Here is a 24,793-nt window from a genome sequence, read left to right as displayed (position 1 = left end):
GCCATGTCCCCCGATCCAGCCCCGGAGACCGGCACGGCGACTGGCACGGGGCCCGGCGCGAAGCCCGGGCGCCGGGTCTCCACCGATGTCCTGGTGATCGGCGCGGGCCCCACCGGACTCATGGCCGGGGCCTGGTGCGCGAAGCTCGGGATCCAGTCCCTCGTGGTGGACGGCAAGGCCGGCCCCACGCGTGAGTCCCGCGCCCTGGCCCTGCAGGCCCGGTCCCTCGAGGTCTACCGGCAGCTGGGACTGGAGGGGGAGGTCCTGGCCCGCGCCACCCCGGCCACCGGAGTCAGCCCCGGCTACGGCCACCGCACCCTGGGCACCCTGCCCCTGGACCGCGTGGGGCGCGGGCTGACCCCCTTCCCCGGGATCACCGTCTTCGAGCAGAGCGCGAACGAGGAGCTGCTCGCGGACCACCTCGCCCGGCAGCACCGGCCGGTGGCGTGGGGCACCTCCTTCCGGGCCTTCGCCGAGACCGAGGCCGGCAACCGGTCCAGCAACCGGCCCAGCGCCGGCCGGCCCGTCACCGTGGACCTCGAGTCCCCCGGCGGGCCCGTACGGGTCACCGCCCGGTACGTGGTGGCCGCGGACGGGGCCTCCTCCGCGGTCCGCAGCGCACTGGGCGTGGCCTTCGAGGGGGCCACCCACCGCTTCGAGTTCTACGTCCTGGACGCCCACGGCGTCACCGGCACCGAGCCCGGCATCACGGTGCGGATCTCCCGTGAGCACTTCATGCTGGCCTTCCCGATGGGCCGCGACGGCCGGGGCGGAGCCCGAGCCCGCCTGTTGGGCATCCTGCGCGCCGAGGACCGGACCGGGCCCCGGCCCGAAGCCGGCGCCGGTCCCGGCACCCGGCCGGCGGCGGACGCCCACGACGAGACCCGCGCCCGGGAGTCCCTCGCCGGGGAGTTCGGCGTCCGCTACGCCGGCACGGACTGGTACAGCACCTACCGCGTGCACCACCGCGTGGCAGCGGACTTCCGCTCGGGCTCCGTGTTCCTGGCGGGGGACGCCGCGCACATCCACTCCCCCGTGGGCGCCCAGGGCATGAACACGGGGCTGCAGGACGCCCAGAACCTCGTCACCAAGATCGCCGACGTCCTGGCCGGCCGGGCCCCCGAGGACAGCCTGGACCGCTATGAGGCCGAGCGCCGGCCCGTGGCCCTGACCCTGGTCCGGACCACGGACGCGGTCTTCGGCGCGGTCACCTCCGCCTCCGCCGGGGCACGCCTCCTGCGGAGCCTCGTGTTCCCGGCGGTGGCCCCGCTGGCGCTCCGGCTGGTGCCCCGGTCCCCCGCGGGCGGGCGGTTGTTCGGCTACCTCTCGCAGATCCGCATCCACTACTGGATGCCGGGGACCGAGACCGAGCAGTTCGGGGGGCGACGGCGGCGCCGCGGCCGGGTGCTGGGCCGTCGCCTTCCCTGGGTGCCCGAGGCCGGTGATCCGGGCGTTGACAACCACGAGGCCCTCACCGCGGCCGTCTGGCAGGTGCACGCGTATGGGCCGGCCGCCGTCGGGCCCGCCCGAGAGCTGGCCGAACGCCACCGGGACAAGGCCCGGACCGGGGGTGCGGGGACGGCGACCACCGCGGCGGGCACGCCGGCGGCGGGAGGCGCGGGGCCGGCGTCGGGCGTGGGATCCGGGCCACCGGTGTTCACCTTCCGCGCGGCTCCCGAGGCGAGGCTGCCGGACGGCACCGCCGTGCTGGTCCGCCCGGACGGCTTCGTGGCGGAGCTGGTCAGTCCTCGATGAGGTCGCGGACCTGGACCACCTGGTCGCGGCCGGGACCCACGCCGATCGCGGAGATCCGGGTGCCGGACATCTTCTCCAGGGCCAGCACGTAGTCGCGGGCGTTGGCCGGCAGGTCCTCGAGGGTGCGGGCGCCGGAGATGTCCTCGGTCCAGCCCTCGAAGTACTCGAAGATCGGCTGGGCGTGGTGGAACTCGGTCTGGGTCATGGGCATCTCGTCATGCCGCACGCCGTCCACGTCATAGGCCACGCAGACGGGGATCTGCTCGATCCCGGTGAGCACGTCCAGCTTGGTGATGAAGTAGTCGGTGAAGCCGTTGATGCGGGTGGCGTAGCGGGCCATCACCGCGTCGTACCAGCCGGTGCGGCGGGGGCGGCCGGTATTCACGCCGAACTCGCCGCCCACGGTGCGCAGGCGGGTGCCCATGCCGTCCTCGTCGAACAGCTCGGTGGGGAACGGGCCGGCGCCCACGCGGGTGGTGTACGCCTTGACGATCCCGATGGTGCGGGTGAAGCGGGTGGGGCCGATGCCGGCGCCCACGGAGGCGCCGCCGGCGGTCGGGTTGGAGGAGGTCACGAACGGGTAGGTGCCGTGGTCCACGTCCAGGTAGGTGGCCTGGCCGCCCTCCATGAGCACCACCTTGCCCTCGTCCAGGGCGTCATTGAGCAGGATGGTGGTGTCCACCACCATGGGCCGCAGGCGCTCGGCGAAGGACAGAAAGTACTCGGCGGTCTCGTCCACCGTGATGGCGCGGCGGTTGTAGAGCTTGACCAGCAGCTCGTTCTTCTGGCGCAGGGCGCCCTCGATCTTCTGGCGCAGGATCGACTCGTCGAAGATGTCCTGGACGCGGATGCCGAGGCGGCCGGCCTTGTCCATGTAGGTGGGGCCGATGCCGCGGCCCGTGGTGCCGATCGCGCGCTTGCCCAGGAACCGCTCGGAGACCTTGTCCATGGTCTGGTGGTACGGGGCCACGAGGTGCGCGTTGGCGGAGATCCTCAGGTGGTCGCAGCGCTGGCCGCGGGCCTGAAGCCCGTCGATCTCCTCGAAGAGCGCCTCGAGGTTGACCACCACGCCGTTGCCGATCACCGGGGTGGCGTTCGGGGACAGGATGCCGGCCGGCAGCAGCTTCAGCTCGAACTTCTCGCCGCCGACCACCACGGTGTGCCCGGCGTTGTTGCCGCCGTTGGGCTTGACCACGTAGTCCACACGGCCTCCCAGCAGGTCGGTGGCCTTGCCCTTGCCCTCGTCGCCCCACTGGGCGCCGACGATCGCGATTGCTGGCATCAGTGCATCTCTCCCCGTACGCCGGTACCGCGCCTCGTGGGGGTGGCGCCGTCCGGCCCTCGACATGGAAAACGCCCCCGGTGACCGTCCCGACGGTTCACTGCCGTGCGGTGCATCACACGAGGGCCTTACAACCGGAGTTTACCAGCCGGGACTCACGAGGCCCTCTCGGCGTAGTCGCGCAGGGACTCCAACTGGCCGGCCTCCGCGTCGGCGAGCGCCGTGGCCAGCCCCAGCCCCTCCTCAGCGAGCGTCTCGTGCACGCGCACGGCCACGCGCAGGCTCACCCGGGTCCAGGCACCGTCCGGCACCAGCAGGTAGCCGTACTCCACGCGCACCTCGTCGTCGGCGCTGCCGGAGACCATGGTCAGCCCGTGCTCGGCATCCAGGGTGGCCAGCGTGTAGCGGCGCGCGTGGCCGCCGGAGGAGTATGCCAGCTCCTGACCGGGGCCGGACGGCCCGTTGACGTGCATCTCCTCGATCCCGGGCAGCCAGGCCGGAGCGGCGGACCAGTCGGTCAGCAGCTCCCAGACCCGCCGAACGGGCAGGTGGACCACGATCTCGTCGTCGAGTGCCGCAAGTGTCTGCATGGTTGGCATCCTTGCCGCTCACCGCTCAGGTGTTAAGGGTGAAACGCCTGCCGGGTTTCCGTCCGGGTCCTCGCCCGCCACCGACCGCGCGCCTAGGGTGGGCCTTGTCACATTCGCCACGGGGTCCCCGTCAGCCACCGCACCGAACGGCACGGGACCCACAGCCCGAGGAGCCATCGGCATGCCCAGCACCCCAGGATCGACGCAGACCCGCGGGCCGGACCACGGACCGAACCGCGGACCGAACCGCGGACCGAACCGCAAGGAGGGCACCCCGCTCTCGCGGGCCATGCGCCCCGTCAACCACGTGGTGGAGCGGTTCATCCCCTCCGCCCTGGTGTTCTCAATCGTCCTGACCTTCATCGTGGCGATCCTGGCCCTCATCCTGACGGACACGGGGCCCGGCGACCTGGTCCTGTTCTGGGGTGACGGACTGGCCGGGCTGCTGGCCTTCATGACGCAGATGGCCCTGATCCTGCTCCTGGGCCACATCCTGGCCAACACCGGCCCGGTCCGGAAGCTGCTGGCCTTCCTGGGTCGCGTACCCACCACGCCGCTGTTCGCCTACGTCTTCGTCTTCGTGGTGGCCGCGCTGGCCTCCCTCATCACGTGGGGACTGGGTCTGGTGGTCGGCGGCCTGCTGGCCCGCGAGGTGGCCTACCAGGGCCGCGAGCGCGGGATGAAGCTGCACTTCCCCATGCTGGTGGCCTCCGGCTTCGCCGGCTTCGTGGTCTGGCACATGGGCTACTCGGCCTCCGGCCCGCTGACGGCGGCCACCGAGGGGTCCTTCCTCATCGAGCCACTGGGCGGCCAGCCGCTGCCCATCACCGAGACCGTGTTCGCCCCCTGGAACCTCATCGCCGCCGTGGTGGCCATCGCCGTGGTGGCGCTGGCACTGTTCCTGGTGGCCCCCCGTGCCGGCGACCGGATCACGGAACTGGCGGTGGATGCCCGGGAGAAGAACGTGGACACCGAGGAGGAGATCGTCACCCCGGCCGACCGTGTGGATGCCAGCCGGCTGCCGACCCTGCTGGTGGGGCTGGCCCTGGTGGGCTATCTCGTCCTGCACTTCTCCCAGGGCGGCACGCTGACCCTGGACACCGTGAACTGGTCCTTCCTGGCCCTGATCCTGCTCCTGGTGCGCAACCCCTTCGAACTGATCGCGTTGACGAAGAACGCCGCCTCCAACGTCGGTGAGATCCTGCTGCAGTTCCCGCTCTATGCCGGCATCCTCGGCATGATGTCCGGCACCGGCCTGATCCAGGTCTTCTCCGACGCGTTCGTGTCCATCTCCAACCCCGTCACCTTCGGGTTGCTGGCCTTCCTCTCCGCGGGGCTGGTGAACTTCTTCGTTCCCTCCGGCGGCGGACAGTTCGCGGTGCAGGGTCCCATCATGCTGGGGGCCGGCGCGGAGCTCGGCGTGGACCCGGCGGTCACCATCATGGCCGTGTCCTACGGCGACCAGTGGACCAACATGATCCAGCCGTTCTGGGCCCTGCCACTGCTGGCGATCGCCGGACTGAAGATGCGGGACATCCTCGGCTACACCACGGTGGTGCTCATCGCCTCCGGGCTCGTGTTCGCGGGGACGCTGCTGATCGTCTCGCTCTAGCCCAGCCGGCCGCCGGACTCGTCCAGGTAGCAGACCCCGCACAGGGACTCGTAGGTGACCTCCACGCCGTCGATGGCCACCTGGTCGCCCTCGAAGACGAACCGCTCGCGGCGGGCGCCGGGCGCTCCGGCGAGGGGGCCGGCGTCGTGCCCGGTGTCCACCACCTTGCGGGTGTTGAAGATGGCCTTGCGCCCGCACCGGCAGATGGTCTTGAGCTCCTCGAGGGAGTGCGCCAGCTCCATCAGCCGGGCCGAGCCGGGGAAGGAGGCCGTGCGGAAGTCCGTGCGGATGCCGTAGGCCATCACGGGCACGTTCTCGAGCACGGCGATCCGCAGCAGGTCATCCACCTGGGCGGGCTCGAGGAACTGGGCCTCGTCCACGAGCAGGCAGGCCACGGGCTTGACCTCGGCGTCCACGTGCGTGAGCAGGGCGGTGGGGTCATCACCGCGGGCCTCCCGCCGGAACAGCTCCATGAGCCCAGCCCCGGGCGGGATCAGGAAGTCCACGGGCCGGGTGACGCCCAGCCGGGAGACGATCTGCCCCTCCCCCTTGGAGTCCACCTGGGGCTTGGCCAGCAGCACGCGCTGGCCGCGCTCCTCGTAGTTGAATGCGGCCTGGAGCAACCCGGTGGACTTGCCCGAGTTCATCGCCCCGTAGCGGAAGTAGAGCTTGGCCATGCCGGTGTGCCCGCCGGAGGGCTACTTGATCGCGTTCGGGTGCTGGGCCAGCGGGGTGACCTTGATCTTCATGTACGGGTACATGGGGAAGCCGGAGAGGATGGCGTGCAGCTCGTCGTTGTCCGCCACGTCGTAGACGGAGTAGTTGGCGTATTCGCCCACCACGCGCCAGATGTCCCGCATCTTGCCCGTCCGTTGCAGGTTGCCCGAGTACTCCTTCTCCTGGGCCGTGAACTCGGCCTTGGTCTCGTCCGTCATCGACTCGGGGAAGGTCACGTCCATCCGTGCCAGGAACAGCATCGTCTCTCCTTGGGGTTGCGTCCCGCGCTTTCAGGGCAGGAATCACTAGTGATTCCTGCCCTGAAAGCGCGGCGGTGGGCGGTTGCCACTATAGACCGCGGCCATTCAGTCCAGGACGAGGCCCTCGGGGCGTTGCGGCTCGGGGTGCAGGGCGGCCAACACATCCAGCACTGCCTGGGTCGCCGGGGTGACCTTGCGCCGGTGCAGCAGGGTGGCCGTCAGGTACCGGGCCGGGCCTGCCAGCGGCACCAGGGCCAGGCCGGGGGTCTCCACGTGCGCCACGGAGGAGACCGTCAGGGTGACCCCGACCCCGGCGGCCACGAGGCCGAGGATCGTGTAGGAGTCCGGCGCCTCCTGCACGACCCTCGGGGTGAAGCCGGCCCGGCCGGCTAGGCGCAACCCCATGTCCCGCACGCTGGACCCCTGCTGCGCCGGGAACATGACCCACGGCAGCTGCTCCAGGTCCCCGATCTCGATCTCCTCCAGAGCCGCCAGCCGGTGATCCGAGGGCACCCCCACCAGCACCCGCTCATACTCGAAGACCCGGTCCAGCAACCCCGTATAGGTCATCGGCCGGCGCCCGAAGGCGATGTCCAGGTCCCCGGCGGCCACCAGCGAGGGGGCCGACCCCGCGTAGACCATGGACCGGAGCCGCAGGTCCACCCCGGCCGCCTGCCGCCGGACCGCCCGGGCGATGGCCGGCAGCCACGGCCGGGACGAGGCGCCGGCATAGCCCAGGAGCACGGAGCCGAGCACGGGGGTGCCCTCCTGCTCGGCGGCCCGGATCATCAACCGGGCAGACTCCACCATCTGGCGCGCGTGCGGCAGCGCGGCCTCGCCCGCGGGGGTGAGCTTCACGGCGCGGGTGGTCCGCTCCACCACGGGATGGCCCAGCTCGGCCTCGAACTTGCGGACCCGCTGGCTCACAAGCGGCTGGGCCACCTCGAGCCGCTCGGCAGCGCGGGTGAAGTGCAGTTCCTCCGCCACCATGACGAAGGCCTGGGCCATCTTCAGGTCCATGTCCCACTCCGTCCTTCATCGCTTCACCAGCTTTTATGGCGATCCTGCATAAAACTATCCCGAATCCATCTTGGACAGAAGTGAAAGTCGCATGGACCATAGTCAGCTGTGGGTCTGATCACGGCATCCCGTGGGGCAGAACACGTGACACCCGGCACCGTCCGGCGGCAGACGCACCCACCACACCGATCGAAGGGACAGCCATGAACGAGCCACAGTCGCCGCGCTGGCGCCGGCGGCCCAAGTCCTCCACATGGGGCGACTTCGGCGTGGACGACGCCCTCGGCCGCATCAACCTGCTGACCGGGGCCAAGGTCGCCGAAGGCCTCGCCGAGGTCCGCGAGGGGCGGGCCTTCGCCCTCGGCCTGCCCCTCACCCTCCCCGGCGGCAACGCCCTGAACGCCAACCGCCTGCCCCCGGTCCGCCGCCCGACCCTGCGCCAGGGACACGCCGGAGCGAATGTCATCATGGACCCGCTCTCCCCCGGGTCCTCGGACGTCCTCAGCGACGACCTCGTGGTCCTGCACAACCAGTACTCCACCCAGTGGGACGCCTTCGCCCATGTCGGGTCGATGTTCGACGCGGACGGGGACGGCGTGCCCGAGCCGGTCTACTACAACGGCTTCCGGGCCGGCGTCGAGGTCATCGGCCCCACGGACCCCGCCGACTGCGGGGTCCCGGGCCCCGGCCAGCACACGACGTCGGACCTCGGCCCGGTCGGCATCGGCACCCTCGCGGCCCATCCGGTCCAGGGACGGGCCGTGATGATCGACCTCGCCCACCACCTCGGCACGGAGCACCGCGTCGTCGACTTCGAGGCCCTGCGCGGGGTCATCGAGGCCGACGGCGTGGACGTCCGCCCCGGCGACATCGTCACCCTGCACACCGGCTATGCCGCGAAGGTGCTCGAGATGGCCGGAGACCCCGATCCAGAGGTCCTGCACCACTACGGCGCTGTCCTGGACGGCCGCGACCAAGCCCTGCTGGACTGGATCACCGACTCCGGGATCGCCGCGATCGCAGCGGACAACTACGCCGTGGAGCTCTACCCCGCCACCCCCACCGAGGCGCCGGCCTCCATCCTGCCGCTGCACGAGCACTGCCTGTTCAAGCTCGGCGTCCCGCTCGGTGAACTCTGGCACCTCAGCGAGCTGGCCACCGCCCTGCGCACGGCCGGCCGGACCGCCTACCTGCTCACGGCGCCCCCACTGAACCTGCCCGGGGCCTCCGGCTCCCCGCTCAACCCGATCGCCACGATCTGAGGCCCCACATGTCCCTGAACACCCTCCCCACCACAGAGCCCACCGGCACCCGCGAACGCGTCCTCGTCACCGGCGGCGCGCACGGCATCGGCGCCGCCATCGCCGAGCGCTGCCGCCAGGACGGTTACATCCCGGTCGTCCTCGACCGGGAGGGCGAGCAGGCCTTCCACTGCGACCTCTCCGACCCGGCCTCCACCGCCGAGGCCCTCGAGCGTGCGCTGGCCGATGGGCCGATCACCCGGCTCGTGAACAACGTGGGTGCGGTCTTCCCGAACGCCGTCTCGGACCAGACCCTGGAACAGTTCGACGCCGCCGTCGCGCTGAACCTGCGCAGCGCCCTGCAGTGCATCCAGGCCCTGCTGCCCGGGATGCGCCAGGCCGGCTTCGGCCGCATCGTGAACATGTCCTCCCGCGCCGCCCTCGGCAAGGAGCTGCGCGCCGCCTACGCCGCCACGAAGGCCGGGCTGATCGGCCTGACCCGCGTGGTCGCACTGGAGGAGGGCGCCCACGGCGTGACGGCCAACGCGATCGGCCCGGGCCCCATCGCCACGGACCTGTTCATGGGGGCCAATCCGGCCGGTTCGCCCAAGACCCGTGCCATCATCGAGTCCGTGCCCGTCCAGCGCATGGGCACCGCCGAGGACGTGGCCCACGCCGCGTCCTACCTGCTGGATGCCCGCAGCGGTTTCGTCACCGGCCAGACCCTCTACGTCTGCGGCGGCATGACCGCGGGGGTGGCCGGTGTCTGAGCGGAAGATCGCCGTCGTGGGCGGCGGATCCATCGGCGTGGCCTTCGCCCTGGTCTTCGCGCGCGCCGGACACCCGGTCGCCGTCTTCGAGCCCGAGTCCGGGCGCCGCGAAGCGATCACCGCCGAACTCACCGCGAAGCTGCAGTCCCTGGCGGAGGGCGGCCTGCTGGAGGGGACCGGCGAGGCGATCGCCGCCCGGGTGCGCCTCGAGGCTGACCTGCCGGCCGCCGTCGCCGGGGCCGCCCTGGTGCAGGAGTGCGTGCCCGAACGCCTCGAGATCAAGCAGCAGCTGTTCGCCGAGCTCGGCGAGGCGACCGGCCCGGACACCGTGCTGGCCAGCTCCTCCTCCGCCATCCCGGCCTCGCAGACCGGCGAGGGTTTGGCCGCGGCGGACCGTATCCTCGTGGCCCACCCGGGCAATCCGCCGTTCCTGCTGCCCGTCATCGAACTGGCGCCGTCCCCCGTCACCCGGCCGGCCGTCGTCGCCGCCGCCCACCGGATCTACGCCGGAGCCGGAATGTCCCCGGTGACGGTGGCCCGCGAGGTCGAGGGGTTCCTCTTCAACCGTCTGCAGGGCGCCGTGCTGCGCGAGGCCTACGCGCTCGTGCGTGACGGGGTGGCCACCGTGGAGGACATCGACACGGTCATGCGGGACGGCCTCGGCCGGCGCTGGGCCTTCATGGGTCCCTTCGAGACCGCTGACCTGAACACCCGCGGCGGCATCGCCTCCCACGCCCAGAAGATGGGCCCCGCCTACGAGCGGATGGGCGTCGAACGCGGCCAGCACGACCCCTGGACCCCCGGACTCGTGACCGAGGTCGAGCGCCAGCGCCGCGCCCTGCTCCCCCTGGAGCAGTGGGAGGACCGGGTCGCCTGGCGGGATCGGCAGCTGCAGCGCGTGGCGGCGGCGCTCCGACCGGACGATGCCTGACCCTGTCCCGGGCAGGCCGAGACCACACCATTCACCGCACCGAATATCCCCATCACCCGAAAGAGGCACCATGACCACCACCACAGATCGGCCACGTCCGGCCAAGAAGGGCAACGTCCTGGACCGGACCGCCGGGTTCTTCACGAACCTGATGGACAAGTACCTGCCGGACCCGCTGGTCATCGCGATCATGCTCACCGGCCTGACCCTGATCCTGGCCATCCTGGTCCAGGGCTCCTCGCCGATGGAGGCCGTCGAGTACTGGGGCGGCGGCTTCTGGGACCTGCTGGCGTTCACCATGCAGATGACCGTGGTGCTGCTGGCCGGTTACATCCTGGCCAAGACCCCCCTCGTGGACCGGCTGCTGGACGCGCTGACCGTCCGGGTCACCTCCCCGCACGTCGCCATCGTCGTCGCGACCCTCGTGGGTGGCATCGGCAGCTGGCTGAACTGGGGCTTCGGCCTGGTCATGGGCGGGATCGTCGCCCAGAAGCTGGCCATGAACGTCAAGGGCCTCCACTACCCGCTGGCCATCGCCGCCGGCTACTCCGGCTTCGCCGTCTACGGCATCGGCCTGTCCGGTTCTGTGCCCCTGCTGATCGCCACGGAGGGCCATTTCCTGCAGGACCAGATCGGGATCATCCCGCTCGCGGACACCATCTTCTCCCCGTACCTGCTGCTGACCAATCTCGCCGTGATCGTCCTGCTGCCGCTGTTCAACATGGCCCTGCACCCCAAGGACCCGGACAAGATCAAGGAGATGGACCGCACGTCCGGCTCGGTCGACGCCCCGATCAAGGAGCTCGACCAGCGCACCACGATCGCCGCGAAGCTGAACAACAGCCCGATCGTCGGCATCGGCATCGGCCTGATCGCCCTGGTCTACGCGTTCAACTACTTCTTCCAGGGCGGGACCCTGAACCTGGACGCCGTGAACTTCATGTTCCTGTTCCTCGGCATCATTCTGTTCGCCCGCCCCTCGGCCTTCCTCGCCGCCGTGAACGACGGCGTGAAGATCGTCTCCGGCATCATCATCCAGTACCCGTTCTACGCCGGCATCATGGGCATCCTCGTGGGCTCCGGCCTGGTGGTCTCCTTCGCGGACTGGTTCGGCACCTTCTCCACCGCCGAGACCCTGCCGTTCTGGTCCTTCATCTCCGGCGGCATCATCAACCTGCTCGCTCCCTCCGGCGGCGGCCAGTGGGCCGTCCAGGGCCCGGTGATGATGGAGGCCGCCCAGGCGATGGGCGCCAACAACGCCGCCACGGCGGTCGCCGTGCAGATCGGCGATCAGTGGACCAACATGGTGCAGCCCTTCTGGATCCTCCCGGTGCTGGCCATCTCCGGCCTGAAGCTGCGGGACGTCATGGGCTACATGGTGCTGATCCTGGTCTTCCTGGGCATCATCTTCTCGCTGTCCGTGCTCCTGTGGGGCTTCATGACCGTCTGACCGGCCTCCGAGCAGAGGAGTCATCACCACGAACGCCGAAAGGACCTGACATGCCCTTCCTGATCGAGACCTACGACGCCCCGGAGCGCGCACACGTCCGCCAGGACCGCTACGCGGAGCACCTGGACTTCCTCGAGGAGAACGCCGAGCTGCTGCTGGCCTGCGGCGCCAAGCTCACGGATGACGGCGCTCACGCCGACGGCGGGGTCTACCTGGTGGACCTGGACACCCGCGAGGAGGCCGAGGCCTTCATCGCCCGGGACCCCTTCTCCACCGGCGGCCTCTTCCGTCAGGTCGAGGTCCGCCGGTGGCGCAAGGCCTACCTGGACGGGAAGACCTTCCTCCCCCCACGCTGAGAGAATGGCAGCAGGAAGCCGGGTCGCCGCACGGTGACCCGGCTTCCCGCGTCCCCGGGGATGCCCTCGGCATCGAGCGGGAGCCCGACGACGGCGTCGTCCCGTTCCAGCGCGACGAACAGGGTGGGTGCCCCGCCGGGGCGGCCCAGAGCGATGTGGCGAGGCCAGTTTCCACCGCACGGCACCTCGGCGACCAGTTCCGGCGTCCCGGTCCGCCGGACGACGCCGATCGTGTTCCGACCGCGGTTGGCCACGTAGATCAGGGACGCATCCGGGGAGAGCACCAGGTGGGAGGGAAGGTTGTCCCACGCCGAGTCCGGGTCCCGGTCCTCGCCGTGGGTCGGCACGATGGCCACCTCGTGGAAACCCTCCGGGGTGGCGTCCAGGCTGAGCAGGTGCAGCCGTGAGTCGAGCTCGCCGACCACGGCCAGGTGCCGGTCGTCGATGCCCGCTTCCGGCAGCGCCGGCAACACCGCGAGGTGGCGGGGGCCGGTCCCGGCGGGCAACAGGTGCACGCGATCCGGCTGAGCCCCGCCCGGGTGAGCCCCGGCAAGGATCCGGTGGACCGAGTACTCGAGGATGCGGTCCGCGCCCAGGTCGGTCACCAGCAGCCGGTCGTCGTCCAGGAACAGCACGAAGTGCAGGTGCGGGGACTGCTGGCGGGCGGAGACGGGCCCGGAGCCCTCCGGTGCCTGGACGGCCACGGGCTCGCCCAGGCCGCCGTCCCGCAGCACGGGGACCACCGTCAGGGTGCCCGAGCCGTAGGAGGCCGCGGCCAGGACGGTGCCCGCGGGGTTCAGGTCGGCGTGGCAGGTGTACGAGCCGCCGGCGGGCACGCGCTGGGCGGTGACCCAGCCGACGTCGTTCCCGGATCCTGCGGACCGCGGCCCGTCCGCGGACGGGGACAGCACGGCGAGCTGGCCCTCGGACAGGTGCAGTGCGGCATACAGCCTCCCCGCCGAGGGCGTGCCCGCACGGCCCGGCACGAGCCAGGACGGGGCGTCCGGGCCGGCGCCGGCCAGCACCTCGGGGCCATCCGCCCAGCCGCCGGTGAGGACCGTCCCGCCGGAGAGCGGCAGCGGCGGGTCCGGCTCCCCCGGCTCGTTGAACGTCCCCACCAGGACGGTGCCGTCCGCGCTGGTGTTCACCGTTCAGCCTCGGGAGATCTGCTCTTTGGCGGTGGGGTCCGCGTCCACGAGGAAGGCTTCGATGCGGTGGACCTCCTCGGACTCGCCGATCGCGGCGGAGGCCTGCTCCAGCAGGTAGAGCGCGCGCAGGAAGCCACGGTTCGGCTCGTGGGAGTAGGGCACCGGGCCCGCCCCGCGCCAGCCGGCGCCGCGCAGGGCGTCCAGCCCGCGGTGGTACCCCACCCGGGCATAGGCATAGGCGTCGATGGTGCGCCCCTCGGACCAGGCGTCCTCGGCCATGAGGGCCCAGGCCAGCGAGGACTTCGGGAACCGCGTGGCCAGGTCCTCCGGGAGGTCGCCGGCCTCGATCCGCCCGAGGACCTCCGATTCCTCCGGCAGCCGGGTGGGGGCGGGCTGCATGAGGTTCTTGCCGACGAGGGAGGCGTCAGAGGACATGGTGCTCCTTGGATCTGGTGGTTCCGGGACCTCGCCCTTGACAGCACCGTGGTGTGCGCCGCCGGGAGGACGTGGGACACCTCCGACCTTACCCAAGGAACCGCATCGGGTCATCGGCACGGTCCGGGACGGTCTCTTGGAATAGAATGCGGCCATGCACACCTCCTCCGGCCGGTCCACCCGTCTGCCCCTGTCACTGGCGGCCCTGGGCCTGGCCACCGCCCTGGCCCTCACCGCTTGCGGGGGACCCTCGGACGGGGCCGGGGGCACTGCGGACGCCGGGCAGGAGGCGGCGACCCTGCGGATCAGCGCCATCCCGGACACCGACCCCTCGGACCTCGCCGAACGCGAGGACGCGCTGGCCGCGTACCTCGCCGGGGAGCTGGGCGTGGAGGTGGAGTACGTGCCGGTGAGCGACTACGCCGCCTCCGTCAACCTGTTCGGCACGGGGGACCTGGACCTCGTCTTCTACGGCGGGCTGACCGGGGTGCAGGCGCGGTTGCGCACCGAGGGTGCCCAGGTCCTGGCCCAGCGGGACATCGACGAGCACTTCCGCAGCGTCTTCATCGCCCACGCCGACTCCGGCCTGGAGCCGATCGAGGACGTCGCCGGGCTGTCCGGGCTGGCGGACACCCGCTTCACCTTCGGCAGCGAGTCCTCCACGTCCGGACGCCTGATGCCCGCCTCCTTCCTGAGCGAGGCCGGGGTGGACCCGGCCGCCGACTTCGACGGAGAGCCAGGGTTCTCCGGCTCGCACGACCTGACCGTCGACCTGGTGGAGTCCGGCAGCTATGAGGCCGGGGCCCTCAACGAGCAGGTCTGGGCGGCCCGCCTCGAGGCCGGGACCGTGGACACCGAGAAGGTCCAGGCGGTCTTCACCACCCCCGAGTACGCCGACTACCACTGGATCGGCTCCCCCGGCCTCGACGAGCGGCTCGGCGAGGGCTTCACCGAGGACCTGCGCCAGGCCCTCCTCGACCTGGACGGCTCCGATGCCGAGGAGGAGGAGCTGCTGGCGGCCTACGGCGCGGAGGCCATCGTCCCGGCCGAGGCCACCGACCATGACCGGATCGAGGAGATCGGCCGCGAACTCGGCCTGATCCGCTGACCCATGACTGCACCGGGGACGGTCCCGACGGCCGCCGTGTCACTGCGGGACGTCTCGGTGAGCTACGGGCAGCGCCAGGCCGTGGACGGGATCACCCTGCAGGTGCGCCCCGGCGAGCGGGTCGCCCTGGTGGGTCCCAGCGGCGCCGGGAAGTCCACGCTCCTGGGCCTGTGCAACGGCACCGTGGCCCCCTCCTCCGGGGAGGTGCAGGTGCTGGGATCGGACCCAGCCCGCGCCTCGGGCCGGGCACTGAAACGCCTGCGGCGGCGGATCGGCACGGTGCACCAGCAGCTGCACCTGATCGGACCCCTCCGGGTGGTGCACAACGTCAACGCCGGGCAGCTGGGCCGGTGGGGGCCGTGGCGGGCCCTGCGCTCCCTGATCCGGCCGCTGCAGGTGGACCAGGCGCGCGAGGCCCTGGCCCGGATGGGGATCGCCGGCCACCTGCACTCGCGCACCGACCGGCTCTCCGGCGGGGAGCAGCAGCGGGTGGCCCTGGCCCGGGTGCTCGTGCAGGATCCCGAGCTGGTCCTCGCCGACGAGCCGGTCTCCAGCCTGGACCCGGCGCGCGCCGAGGAGGTGATGCGCCTGCTCTGCGGCCTCCTGGAGGAGTCCCCTCGGCGCCGGACCCTCGTGGTCAGCCTCCACGACTTCGACCTCGCCGTGCGGCACTGCGACCGGGTGGTGGGTCTCCGGCACGGCCGCGTGGTCCTCGACCTGCCCGCCGACGAGGTGGACGAGCGGGCCAGGGAGCGGCTGTACGAACTGGACCCTGACCGTTGAGCCGCGGCGACGTCTCCGCGGTGACCCGCTGGGAGGAACCGAGCCGGGCCCCGGGCCGGCCCGGGCGGTGGCGGATTCCCGGTGCCGGGCGGATCTGGGCCGGCGCCTGGCTGCTGGTGGTGGCCTGGTCCGTGTCCACCTGGGTCGCCGAGGACGGCCCCTTGGTCAATGCCCGGGGATGGCCGATGGTCGTGGACTTCTTCGCGGCGGCCCTGCGGCCGGAGCTCTCCGCGGACTTCCTGGCCAGGATCGCCGAGGCCACGCTGACCACGCTGTCCTACGCGGTCCTCGGCACACTGCTCGCGGTCGCCGTGGGCCTGGTGGCCGGGGTGCTCACCTCCGAGACCTGGTGGGCCGCCCGTTCGGGCTCGCGGTCCCGGCGCGCTCTCCGCCGGACCGGGTGGCTGTTCACCCGCCTGGGGCTGGCGCTGCCGCGCGGCATCCACGAGGCCGTCTGGGCGCTGCTGCTGCTCAGCGTGCTGGGACGCGACCCCTTGGTCGGGGTGCTCGCGATCGCCATCCCCTTCGGCGCCATCACGGCCAAGGTCTACGCCGAGATCATCGACGAGTCCGCCCGGGGCCCATTCGAGTCCCTCCGCGCCACGGGCGCCGGCCGCGGCACCGCCCTGCTCTACGCCGTGTTCCCGCTCGCGCTGCCCGATCTGGCCTCCTACGCCTTCTACCGGTTCGAGTGTGCGGTGCGCTCCGCCGTCATCCTCGGCATGGTGGGCGCCGGCGGGATCGGCTTCGAGCTGGTGCTGAGCTTCTCCGGGGCCCGGCACTCCGAGGTCTGGACCCAGGTCCTCGTCCTGGTCCTGCTCGGCGCCGTGGTGGACCGGTGGGGCGCGGGACTGCGCGGCTCGGGCGGGCGGATGCGCGTCCGCGGGTCGATGCTGCTCGCGGCAGGGCTCGCCGTGGCCGCCCTGGTGCACCTGGGAGCGGACCTGGCGCGGGTCTTCTCGGCCCGGACCGCCAGGCTGCTCACTGGCCTGGTGGACGAGCTCTGGCCGCCGGCCCTGCCGGACGGCGGCTGGGCGCGCCTGGCGGAGGACTCGGTGGAGACCCTGCAGATGTCCCTCGTGGCCGCCACCCTCGCCGGACTCGCGGCGGTGGCCACGGCCTTCCTCGCGGCCCGGGACGGCGGCGGACCGGTCCGCCGCGCGGCCGGGGTCGCGGCGCGGTGGCTGCTGCTGTTCACCCGGTCCCTGCCGCCCCCGGTGTGGGCCCTGCTGGCGCTGTTCCTGCTCCTGCCGGGCCCGCTGCCCGGGGCGCTGGCGCTGGCCGCCTACAACTTCGGCATCCTCGGCCGCCTCTGCGCGGAGGTGGTGGAGAACCTGGACCGCCGCGCCCACGACCACCTGGTCGCCTCCGGGGCCCCGGCGCTGAGTGCCTTCGCCTACGGGATCGTGCCACCGGCGGGCGGGCGGTTCCTCTCCTATGGGCTGTACCGCTGGGAGGTGGCGATGCGGGAGACGGTGGTGGTCGGCGTGGTGGGTGCCGGCGGGCTCGGCCGCCTGCTGGAGGACCAACGGGTCGCCTTCGGCTACGGGGGCATGGCCGGCACCGTGCTGACGCTGATCGTGCTCTCGGCCCTGGTGGACCTGGTCAGCACCGCCGTGCGGCGCACGCTGCGCTGAGGCGGCACCCCGTCCCGCCCGGGGCGTGGCTCAGCCGCGCGGCCGCGCGGAACCGGACGTCCCGCCGTCGCGCTCCTCCTCGCCGCCCCCGGCGGAGTCCAGACCCAGCCTCTTGGCCTGACGCTCCCAGGCGTCGTGCTCGTTGTCCCGGATCTCGCGCTTCTCCACCTTGGCCTCGATGCGGTCGATGCGCCGCTCCAGCTCCGGCTTGACCTGGCCCGATTCCAGCGCCTCGATGCGCTTCCTCAGCGCCTCGAGCTCCTTCGGATCAGCCTTGCCCTCAGCATCAGAGCCCGGGAGAGGACGGCCCGTGACCATACTGAAGACCGAGAGGCCGCCCCAGACCAGGATGGCGATGATGGCGATCCATGCGAACCACGGCATGGTGACTTCCTTCCGTCAGCCGGTCCGGGCCGGGCGGGCCCGAGGGGCACCGGTCACTTGATGGACTGGCCCGCGGAGCCCAGAGCCTGGCAGGCCTGGACCACGCGGTCGGCCATGGACTCCTCGGCCTTCGCGCCCCAGGTGCGCGGATCGTACATCTTCTTGTTGCCGACCTCGCCGTCGATCCTCAGCACGCCATCGTAGTTCTGGAACATGTGGGTCACCACGGGGCGGGTGAAGGCGTACTGGGTGTCCGTGTCCACGTTCATCTTGATGACGCCGTAGGAGACGGCATCCGCGATCTCCTGGGCGGTGGAGCCGGAGCCGCCGTGGAAGACGAGGTCGAAGGGGCGGTCCCGGCCGATCTTCGCCCCGACCTCGCGCTGGATCTCGTCCAGGATCTCCGGGCGCAGCTTGACGTTGCCGGGCTTGTAGACGCCGTGCACGTTCCCGAAGGTCAGGGCCGTGATGTACCGGCCGTGCTCGCCGGCGCCGAGGGCCTCGATGGTGGCCAACCCGTCCGCCACGGAGGTGTAGAGCTTGTCATTGATCTCATGCGCCACGCCGTCCTCCTCGCCGCCGACCACGCCGATCTCGACCTCGAGGATCTGCCGGTTGGCATGGGTGCGGGCCAGCAGCTCGCGGCCGATGCGCAGGTTCTCCTCGAGGGGCTCGGCGGAGCCGTCCCACATGTGGGAGTTGAAGAACGGGTCGCGTCCGGCCTTGACCTCGGCCTCAGAGGCGTCCAGCAACGGCAGGACGAAGCCGTCCAGCTTGTCCTGCGGGCAGTGGTCCGTGTGCAGGGCGATGTTGACGCCGTAGTTCTTGGCCACCTCGCGGGCGAAGGCCACCATCGCCAGCGAGCCGGTGACCATGTCCTTGACGGAGGAGCCGGAGAAGTAGGCCGCGCCGCCCGTGGAGGCCTGGATGATGCCGTCGGAACCGGCCTCCGCGAAGCCCCGGATCGCCGCGTTGAGCGTCTGGGAGCTCGTGACGTTGATGGCCGGGTAGGCGTAGCCGCCGTTCTTGGCGGAGTCGATCATCTCGGCGTACTTGTCCGGGGAAGCGATGGGCATTGCGGCTCCTTGGCGGTCGGGGCGTCTGGTGGCAGCGGGCCACGGTGGTCGGCCCTGTCCTCGTCCATCCTATCCATCCGCCCGGCCGCACCCCGCCGCTGGACTCCTGCTGGCGCCTCTGAATCCAGCGCCGAATCTCAACGCTGGCCGAAGGCGTGGCGGCGGATCCACGCGTGCATCGCGATGCCCGCGGCCACGCCCGCGTTGATCGACCGGGTGGAGCCGAACTGTGCGATCGACAGCGTGGCCTGCGCCGCCGCGTGGACCTGGTCGGACAGCCCCGGCCCCTCCTGTCCGAACACCAGCACGCACCGTTCGGGCAGCTCGAACGTCTCCAGCGGCACGGAGTCGTCGAAGAGGTCCACCCCGATCACCGCCAGCGACTCGGCGGCCGCCCACGCCGTGAAGTCCTCCACGGTCGGGTGATGGTGCACGTGCAGGTAGCGGTCCGTGACCATGGCCCCGCGGCGGTTCCATCGTCGCCGGCCGATGATGTGCACCCCGGCGGCGTTGAAGGCGTTGGCGGTGCGCACCACGGTGCCGATGTTCAGGTCGTGCTGCCAATTCTCGATCGCCACGTGGAAGGGGTGGCGCCGGGTGTCCAGCTCGGCCACGATCGCCTCAAGGGACCAGTAGCGGAACTCGTCGGCCACATTGCGCCGGTCGCCGGCCCGCAGCAGCTCGGGGTCCCAGTGCTCCCCGTCCGGCCACTCACCCTCCCAGGGCCCCACGCCCACCTCGCGCTCGGGCCCGGTCTCCACCCCGGGCACGACGCCGGCCCCCGGCTCCTCCTGCGCGGTCACCCCGGGTGCCCCCGGGGTCTCCGGGGTCCCCGGCACCTCCGGATCCGTCACCGGCGCACCCGGGGTGACCGGGCCGGCGTCGGGCCTCACTGCTTGCGGTCGACGAGCGCCCAGGAGGCGAGCGCCGAGGCCGCCGTGACGGTCAGGACCGCGGGCCAGGGCCCGATCCTCTTCGCGAGCGGGTGGGAGGCACCGAAGCCACCGAGGTACAGGGCGGAGAGCGCCACGGTGGTGGCGGCGCCGCCCTGCGCGGCCCACGTGCGGCCCGCGTAGGCACCGGCCGCGGCGAGCAGGACGCCGGCGAGGGGCCGGTTGCCCGTCTCGCGTCCCGTCAGGTAGCCGCCGATCAGGCCAAGCGCCACCACGGGGGCGGTGCGGACGGACTCGGCGGACTTGAAGACACGGGATTCACTCATGGCCTCCACGCTAGTCGGTGCGGGCGGCGCACAATGGACCCGTGACCATCGTGGACAACGCCATCTACAAGGACGGCCGGCGCATCCTGGCCCCCACCACCCTGCAGGAGACCTTCGCGGAGCGCGAGCGGATCGGCGGGATGGCCTGGGTGGGCCTGTACCGCCCGGACGAGGAGGAGCTGCAGGCGGTGGCGAACGAGCTCAACCTGCACGAGCTCGCCGTGGAGGACGCCCTGGCCGGCGGCCAGCGGGCCAAGCTCGAGCACTATGACGACGACCGGTTCCTGGTGCTGATCCCGGCCCGGTACCTGGACGAGACCGAGACCGTGGAGTTCGGGGAGCTCGACGTGTTCGTGGGGCCCCATTTCGTGGTCACGGTCCGCCACTCCGAGGTCCCGGACCTCTCCCGCGTCCGGCGCCACCTGGAGGAGGACCGGCCCAGCCGGCTGGCCGCCGGCACCTCCGCCGTGGTGCACGGGATCCTCGACTCCGTGGTGGACGACTACTTCCCCGTGGCCGACGGCCTGGACAACGACATCGCCGAGATCGAGGACCAGATCTTCGCCGGGGACGGCCACGTCTCCCGCCGTATCTACGAGCTCTCCCGCGAGGTGGTGAACTTCCAGCGGGCCATCCGGTCCCTGCCGCACATGCTGGAGACCCTGATCGAGGCGCTCGGCGGGGACGTGGGCGCCACTGGCCGGCCGGAGCAGTCGGGGCGGCCGGACCAGATCGAGGTGGTCCGCAAGCTCCGGGACGTCCATGACCACACCGTGCACCTGAACGAGCGGGTCATGGCCATGCGGACCATGCTGGAGCACGCCTTGGAGCTGGACTCCACGCTGACCTCGAAGAAGCTCGCTGAGACCTCCGTGGCCCAGAACGAGCAGGTCAAGCGGATCTCCTCGTGGGCGGCCATCATCTTCGCCCCGCAGCTGGTGGGCTCGATCTACGGCATGAACTTCGACACCATGCCGGAGCTGCACTGGCTCTGGGGCTACCCCTTCGCCCTGGCGCTGATGCTGGCCGTGGCCGTGGTGCTGTTCGTGCTGTTCCGCAAGAACGACTGGCTGTAGCCCGCCCGCCTCCGCCATGACCCGACATCCCGGGTCACGAGCACGCCCGATGTCGAAACACGCCGGTGCGGTCGACGCGTGTCGTGCTCGTCACCGCGGTTAGTCGAGGCCGATCTCGTCCTTGCCGAAGGCGTAGAGGTACCGCACGCCGGCCTCCGCCTCGATCCGCTCGGCCGCGCCGGTGTCCCGGTCCACGATCACGGCCACGGCCCGCACGTCCCCGCCGGCCGCGCGCACGCCCTCCACGGCGGTCAGGGCGGAGCCGCCCGTGGTGGAGGTGTCCTCGAGGACCACCACGGGGCGTCCCTCCACGGCCGGCCCCTCCACCTGACGGCCCATGCCGTAGGACTTCTGGGCCTTGCGCACCACGAAGGCGTCCAGGCTGCGCCCCTGGCGGCCGGCCTCGTGGAGCATGGCGGTACCCACAGGGTCCGCACCCATGGTCAGCCCGCCCACCGCCTCGGCACCGACCCCGGCCTCGTCCAGCAGGGCCAGCATGACGCGGCCCACCAGTGGGGCGGCCTCGTGGTGCAGGGTGATGCGGCGCAGGTCGATGTAGTAGTCGGCCTCCTGGCCGGAGGACAGCGTCACCCGGCCCCTGACCACGGCCAATTCCCTGATCAGTTCCAGTAGGCGGGCACGGTCCTGGGTCTGTGAAGTCATGGCACCATCCTAGATTCCCCGCCTCTGGATTCTCCGCCGGTGCGCTCCTAGGGTGGTGGCATGAGTGACGCCACCGATCAGGACGCCCCCTCCAGCCGTTCCGCCGAACAGATGCTCAGCTACTGGATCACCCTCGTGGACTCGCTGCTGACCAGTCGCGTCAACGAGTCCCTGGCCGAACACGGGCTGACGCGCGCCCAGTGGCAGCTGATGAACGCCCTGACCGAGCGCCCCCAGACCACCGAGGAGCTCGGGGGATCCCTGGCCCCCGCGGCGGCCGCCACCGAGGAGGGCCCCCGGACGGTGGAGGAGCACCTCGACGAGCTCGTCGAGTCCGGCTGGCTCGTCGCGGAGGGCGAGCTGTACACGCTCACCAGCACCGGAAGGATCTCCGGCGAGCGCGTGGCCGCCGTGGTGGAGGAGCTGCGGGCGGAGATCACGGAGGGGATCAGCGAGGACGAGTACCGCGTGGTGGTCGGTTCCCTGCGGACCATGGCCGGGAACCTAGGCTGGTCCCATGCGTGAACTTCAACGGGCGATCATCGCCGAGATGGGTGTCAGGCCGGAGATCGATCCGGCCACCGAGGTCGCCGAGCGGGTGGCCTTCCTGAAGGACTACCTGCGGTCGGCGGGAGCCCGGGGGTTCGTCCTCGGCATCTCCGGCGGCCTGGACTCCACGTTGGCGGGCCGGCTGGCCCAGCTGGCGGTCGAGAGTGCCCGAGCGGAGGGTGCCGACGCCACCTTCGTCCCGGTCCGGCTCCCCTACAACGTGCAGCATGACGAGGAGGACGCCCAGGCGGCCCTGGAGTTCATCGGCGGCGCCACCGCCGTCACCTATGACATCGCCCCGGCCGTGGACGGATTCGAGGCCGAGTTCGCCACGGCCACCGGCGAGCGGATCTCCGACTTCAACAAGGGCAACGTCAAGGCGCGCGTGCGCATGGTGGCCCAGTATGCGGTGGCCGGGGGCCAGGGTCTCCTGGTGATCGGCACGGACCAGGCCGCGGAGTCCGTCACCGGGTTCTTCACCAAGTACGGCGACGGCGGCGCCGACGTGTTGCCGCTGTTCGGGCTGAACAAGCGCCAGAACCGCGCCCTGCTCCAGCACCTCGGGGCGCCCGAGCGGCTGTGGGCCAAGGTCCCGACGGCCGACCTGTTGGACGGCAAGCCGGGCCAGACCGACGAGGACGAGCTGGGCCTGGACTATGACACGATCGACGACTACCTCGAGGGCCGGGTCATCCCGGAGGAGGCCGCGAGGAAGCTGGAGTCGATCTACCTGCGCTCCCGGCACAAGCGCACCACCCCGGTGACGATCCTCGACTCCTGGTGGCGCTGACGCACTGAGCCGCCGGACCTCACGGTCCGGCGGCTCGGTGCGTCACGGCTCGGTGCGTCAGCGCCCTACCGGGACGCGCCGCATGACCACCCAGGAGACCGCGGTGGCAAGGGCGGCGATCACCAGTAGCAGTGCCGAGGCCTTCTCGATGAGGTTCGTGGTGAAGAAGGTCGCCACGTCCAGGTCGGAGGCCAGCACCAGGGCCAGCGTCCCGAGGACGATCACCAGGATCGCGGCGATCCCGGCCATGACCCCGTATTGGCCCCAGCGGAGGTAGACCGCCGCCAGCCCGGCACCCACGGAGAGGCAGGCCGCGGCCATGGCGAAGCTCAGCAGCAGCGTGAGCCCCAGGTGGCCGTTCCCGAGCGCGTACACATCGAACATCCGGGCGCCCGTGAACCAGTGGCCGGTGGCCTGCTCCAGCAGCAGGAAGACCCCCACGAGGGCGGAGAGGTAGACGGACTCCACCAGGATCCACAGCGCGGTCCCGGCCCAGTAGTGGCGCCGGGTGGACCCCATCATGCCGATGGCGAAGGGCATGGTGCGGGCGTAGGCGTACACGCCGATCGTCACGATGAATCCGGGCCAGGACCACAGGGCGGCCTGGTTGTAGCGGAAGCCCTCCGAGAGCTCCTCGGCGGTGCCGGGGGTGAAGGCCTGTAGCACCACCATGATGACCACGCAGAGGGCGGCCACGGAGGCCAGCATGATGATCGGTACCCAGATCATCTGCATGCGGTCCACGAAGTGCAGCCGGACCACGCGCAGAATGGGGTTCGAGCCGTGCCGCCCGCGGGCGGCGGTTCCCGGGAGGTCCCCGGTGTGGGCGAGGGTCGCGGTACTCATCGTTGCTCCTTGGAGGTTTCGGCGGCGGAGCCGCCCAGGGTGTCGGTGGGCCGGGAGCCGATCGCGGCCACCAGGTCCTGCAGCCCCACGGGACCGATCTCGAGGTGGTGCTCGGCGGCGGCGGCCGCCAGGCCGGGGTCCGGCTGGCCGGCGAGGGTGACGGACAGGAGCCCGCCGATCCGACGCTCGTTCAGGGCGGTCCACCCGGCCGAGACCTGCCCGACGGCGGCCGCCGGCCCGGAGAGCGAGAAGGCGGCGGTGCGCGCCGTGTCCGCGTCGGCGTCCAGCAGGATCCGGCCGTCGTCGATCACGAGGACCTTCTCCAGTAGGTCCGCCGCCTCGTCGATGAGGTGGGTGGACATGACGATGGTGCGCGGATGCTCCAGGTAGTCCTGCAGCATCACGTCGTAGAACAGCTGGCGGGCCGTGGCGTCCAGGCCCAGGTAGGGCTCGTCGAAGAAGGTCAGCGGTGCGCGGGCGGCCAGTCCGACCACGATCGCCACGGCGGAGAGCTGGCCGCGGGAGAGCTTCTGGATCTTGGTCTCGACCGGCAGCCGGAACATCCGTACCAGCCGCTCGGCGAAGCCCTGGTCCCAGTGCTCGAAGAACCACGGTGCGGACCTCAGCACGTGGGAGGCCTTGAAGGACTCCGGGTACTTCTGGTTCTCCCGGGCGAAGCACAGGCGCGAGGCCGTGGTGGCGTCCTCGAAGGGGCTCCTGCCCAGCACCGAGACCTCGCCGTCCGTGGCGGGGTCCTGGCCGGAGAGGATGGACAGGGCGGTGGTCTTGCCGGCGCCGTTGCGGCCCAGCAGGCCGACGATCGAATCCGCGGGGATGTCGAAGTCCAGGCCGTGGAGGATGTCCTTGCGGCCGAAGGACTTGCGCAGTCCGCGCACGCTCACGGCGGCCTCCGGGTTCAGCGGCTGGCCGGCGGACATCGGCAGGGCGGCCTGGCCGAGGGCGACGGCGGCCCGGTCACCGCCCGCTGCGCCGGTGGTGCCGGGAGGGGAGGCGGGGCCATTCTGGGTGTGCGACCGGGTCGGGGTGTCCGGGACGGACACGACGGGTGGGACGGATCTGGCGGGCATGATTCCC

Annotated in this window: 27 protein-coding genes; 13 read left to right on the top strand and 14 right to left on the bottom strand. The window is 71.5% G+C overall.

What is annotated here, in order from left to right; all coding sequences use genetic code 11:
* Positions 1-3: 3 nt before the first annotated feature.
* Positions 4-1,755, top strand: a complete 1,752-nt coding sequence (locus tag RE421_RS03775; RefSeq protein WP_309814528.1) for an FAD-dependent monooxygenase — start codon at positions 4-6, stop codon at positions 1,753-1,755.
* On the opposite strand, the gene RE421_RS03770 is transcribed toward RE421_RS03775, so the two are convergent.
* Positions 1,742-3,037, bottom strand: coding sequence for an adenylosuccinate synthase (locus RE421_RS03770; RefSeq protein WP_309814525.1), 1,296 nt, complete (start codon positions 3,035-3,037; stop codon positions 1,742-1,744). The genes RE421_RS03775 and RE421_RS03770 overlap by 14 nt on opposite strands.
* Positions 3,038-3,192: 155 nt before the next feature.
* Entirely contained in the window at positions 3,193-3,627 is a 435-nt protein-coding gene (locus RE421_RS03765) for an SRPBCC family protein (protein WP_309814521.1), read from the bottom strand.
* A 289-nt stretch (positions 3,628-3,916) separates the two neighbouring features.
* Here RE421_RS03765 and RE421_RS03760 point away from each other — a divergent pair, with 289 nt between their 5' ends.
* Positions 3,917-5,239: a TIGR00366 family protein gene (locus tag RE421_RS03760; RefSeq protein ID WP_309817065.1), complete on the top strand. Its 1,323-nt coding sequence runs from the start codon at positions 3,917-3,919 to the stop codon at positions 5,237-5,239.
* Here the strand turns inward: RE421_RS03760 and RE421_RS03755 are convergent.
* The 3 genes from RE421_RS03755 to RE421_RS03745 form a co-directional block, all read right to left on the bottom strand.
* Positions 5,236-5,916 carry a thymidine kinase gene (locus RE421_RS03755; RefSeq protein ID WP_309814518.1) on the bottom strand — a complete coding sequence of 227 codons (681 nt, stop codon included), beginning with the start codon at positions 5,914-5,916 and terminating at the stop codon, positions 5,236-5,238. The two genes, RE421_RS03760 and RE421_RS03755, sit on opposite strands and share 4 nt — an antisense overlap.
* 21 nt (positions 5,917-5,937) lie before the next feature.
* Complete coding sequence (catC, locus tag RE421_RS03750; protein WP_309814515.1) at positions 5,938-6,216, bottom strand: muconolactone Delta-isomerase; 279 nt, start codon at positions 6,214-6,216, stop codon at positions 5,938-5,940.
* 105 nt (positions 6,217-6,321) lie between these two features.
* The gene (locus RE421_RS03745; RefSeq protein ID WP_309814512.1) at positions 6,322-7,236 is read right to left on the bottom strand and encodes a LysR family transcriptional regulator; all 915 of its coding nucleotides are present in this window, start codon (positions 7,234-7,236) and stop codon (positions 6,322-6,324) included.
* Positions 7,237-7,439: 203 nt separating this feature from the next.
* Between RE421_RS03745 and RE421_RS03740 the strand changes: the two genes are divergently transcribed.
* The 5 genes from RE421_RS03740 to RE421_RS03720 all read left to right on the top strand — a co-directional run bounded on the left by RE421_RS03740 (position 7,440) and on the right by RE421_RS03720 (position 11,984).
* Positions 7,440-8,498: a cyclase family protein gene (locus RE421_RS03740; RefSeq protein WP_309814509.1), complete on the top strand. Its 1,059-nt coding sequence runs from the start codon at positions 7,440-7,442 to the stop codon at positions 8,496-8,498.
* A gap of 8 nt (positions 8,499-8,506) precedes the next feature.
* Complete coding sequence (locus tag RE421_RS03735) at positions 8,507-9,247, top strand: SDR family oxidoreductase (protein ID WP_309814506.1); 741 nt, start codon at positions 8,507-8,509, stop codon at positions 9,245-9,247.
* Positions 9,240-10,178, top strand: a complete 939-nt coding sequence (locus RE421_RS03730; RefSeq protein WP_309814504.1) for a 3-hydroxyacyl-CoA dehydrogenase — start codon at positions 9,240-9,242, stop codon at positions 10,176-10,178. Before RE421_RS03735 ends, RE421_RS03730 begins: the two co-directional genes overlap by 8 nt.
* Before the next feature lie 70 nt (positions 10,179-10,248).
* Entirely contained in the window at positions 10,249-11,628 is a 1,380-nt protein-coding gene (locus RE421_RS03725; RefSeq protein ID WP_309814502.1) for a TIGR00366 family protein, read from the top strand.
* A gap of 50 nt (positions 11,629-11,678) precedes the next feature.
* Positions 11,679-11,984: a YciI family protein gene (locus tag RE421_RS03720; RefSeq protein ID WP_309814499.1), complete on the top strand. Its 306-nt coding sequence runs from the start codon at positions 11,679-11,681 to the stop codon at positions 11,982-11,984.
* Here RE421_RS03720 and RE421_RS03715 read toward each other — a convergent pair.
* Both RE421_RS03715 and RE421_RS03710 read right to left on the bottom strand, forming a co-directional pair.
* A complete protein-coding gene (locus tag RE421_RS03715; RefSeq protein WP_309814496.1) occupies positions 11,948-13,132 on the bottom strand; it encodes a beta-propeller fold lactonase family protein in 1,185 nt (394 codons plus the stop codon). The genes RE421_RS03720 and RE421_RS03715 overlap by 37 nt on opposite strands.
* A 3-nt stretch (positions 13,133-13,135) precedes the next feature.
* On the bottom strand, positions 13,136-13,567 hold the full coding sequence (locus tag RE421_RS03710) for a DUF3151 domain-containing protein (RefSeq protein ID WP_309814493.1): 432 nt from the start codon (positions 13,565-13,567) through the stop codon (positions 13,136-13,138).
* Positions 13,568-13,721: 154 nt separating this feature from the next.
* Between RE421_RS03710 and RE421_RS03705 the strand changes: the two genes are divergently transcribed.
* From RE421_RS03705 to RE421_RS03695, 3 genes are read left to right on the top strand one after another with little or no spacing between them, the layout of a single operon-like run.
* On the top strand, positions 13,722-14,675 hold the full coding sequence (locus RE421_RS03705; RefSeq protein WP_309814490.1) for a putative selenate ABC transporter substrate-binding protein: 954 nt from the start codon (positions 13,722-13,724) through the stop codon (positions 14,673-14,675).
* A gap of 3 nt (positions 14,676-14,678) precedes the next feature.
* On the top strand, positions 14,679-15,458 hold the full coding sequence (locus tag RE421_RS03700) for a phosphonate ABC transporter ATP-binding protein (RefSeq protein ID WP_309814488.1): 780 nt from the start codon (positions 14,679-14,681) through the stop codon (positions 15,456-15,458).
* Positions 15,455-17,095, top strand: coding sequence for an ABC transporter permease subunit (locus tag RE421_RS03695; protein ID WP_309814485.1), 1,641 nt, complete (start codon positions 15,455-15,457; stop codon positions 17,093-17,095). Before RE421_RS03700 ends, RE421_RS03695 begins: the two co-directional genes overlap by 4 nt.
* A 30-nt stretch (positions 17,096-17,125) precedes the next feature.
* On the opposite strand, the gene RE421_RS03690 is transcribed toward RE421_RS03695, so the two are convergent.
* The 4 genes from RE421_RS03690 to RE421_RS03675 form a co-directional block, all read right to left on the bottom strand.
* Positions 17,126-17,479 carry a hypothetical protein gene (locus RE421_RS03690; protein WP_309814482.1) on the bottom strand — a complete coding sequence of 118 codons (354 nt, stop codon included), beginning with the start codon at positions 17,477-17,479 and terminating at the stop codon, positions 17,126-17,128.
* Positions 17,480-17,532: 53 nt separating this feature from the next.
* Complete coding sequence (gene fbaA / locus RE421_RS03685; protein WP_309814478.1) at positions 17,533-18,555, bottom strand: class II fructose-bisphosphate aldolase; 1,023 nt, start codon at positions 18,553-18,555, stop codon at positions 17,533-17,535.
* Positions 18,556-18,692: 137 nt separating this feature from the next.
* Positions 18,693-19,358: a TrmH family RNA methyltransferase gene (locus tag RE421_RS03680; RefSeq protein ID WP_396134631.1), complete on the bottom strand. Its 666-nt coding sequence runs from the start codon at positions 19,356-19,358 to the stop codon at positions 18,693-18,695.
* A gap of 86 nt (positions 19,359-19,444) precedes the next feature.
* Positions 19,445-19,774, bottom strand: coding sequence for a hypothetical protein (locus RE421_RS03675; protein ID WP_309814476.1), 330 nt, complete (start codon positions 19,772-19,774; stop codon positions 19,445-19,447).
* A gap of 41 nt (positions 19,775-19,815) precedes the next feature.
* Here RE421_RS03675 and RE421_RS03670 point away from each other — a divergent pair, with 41 nt between their 5' ends.
* A complete protein-coding gene (locus tag RE421_RS03670; RefSeq protein WP_309814473.1) occupies positions 19,816-20,850 on the top strand; it encodes a magnesium and cobalt transport protein CorA in 1,035 nt (344 codons plus the stop codon).
* A 99-nt stretch (positions 20,851-20,949) separates the two neighbouring features.
* Here the strand turns inward: RE421_RS03670 and pyrE are convergent, their stop codons facing one another.
* Positions 20,950-21,513: an orotate phosphoribosyltransferase gene (pyrE, locus tag RE421_RS03665; protein WP_309814471.1), complete on the bottom strand. Its 564-nt coding sequence runs from the start codon at positions 21,511-21,513 to the stop codon at positions 20,950-20,952.
* Between the two features lie 60 nt (positions 21,514-21,573).
* Between pyrE and RE421_RS03660 the strand changes: the two genes are divergently transcribed.
* A complete protein-coding gene (locus RE421_RS03660; protein WP_309814467.1) occupies positions 21,574-22,038 on the top strand; it encodes a MarR family winged helix-turn-helix transcriptional regulator in 465 nt (154 codons plus the stop codon).
* Positions 22,031-22,852, top strand: coding sequence for an ammonia-dependent NAD(+) synthetase (nadE, locus tag RE421_RS03655; protein WP_309814465.1), 822 nt, complete (start codon positions 22,031-22,033; stop codon positions 22,850-22,852). The genes RE421_RS03660 and nadE overlap by 8 nt, the downstream gene beginning before the upstream one ends.
* A gap of 57 nt (positions 22,853-22,909) precedes the next feature.
* Here the strand turns inward: nadE and RE421_RS03650 are convergent, their stop codons facing one another.
* Positions 22,910-23,698, bottom strand: a complete 789-nt coding sequence (locus RE421_RS03650; RefSeq protein ID WP_309814462.1) for a hypothetical protein — start codon at positions 23,696-23,698, stop codon at positions 22,910-22,912.
* Positions 23,695-24,786, bottom strand: a complete 1,092-nt coding sequence (locus tag RE421_RS03645; RefSeq protein WP_309814459.1) for an ABC transporter ATP-binding protein — start codon at positions 24,784-24,786, stop codon at positions 23,695-23,697. Before RE421_RS03645 ends, RE421_RS03650 begins: the two co-directional genes overlap by 4 nt.
* Positions 24,787-24,793: the final 7 nt, after the last annotated feature.

Origin of the sequence: Citricoccus sp. I39-566 (assembly GCF_031432995.1) — a bacterium.
GTDB classification, from domain to species: Bacteria; Actinomycetota; Actinomycetes; order Actinomycetales; family Micrococcaceae; genus Citricoccus; species Citricoccus nitrophenolicus_A.
The sequence above is the reverse complement of the archived record's forward strand: the minus strand, read 5'-3'. Positions and strand labels throughout refer to the sequence as shown.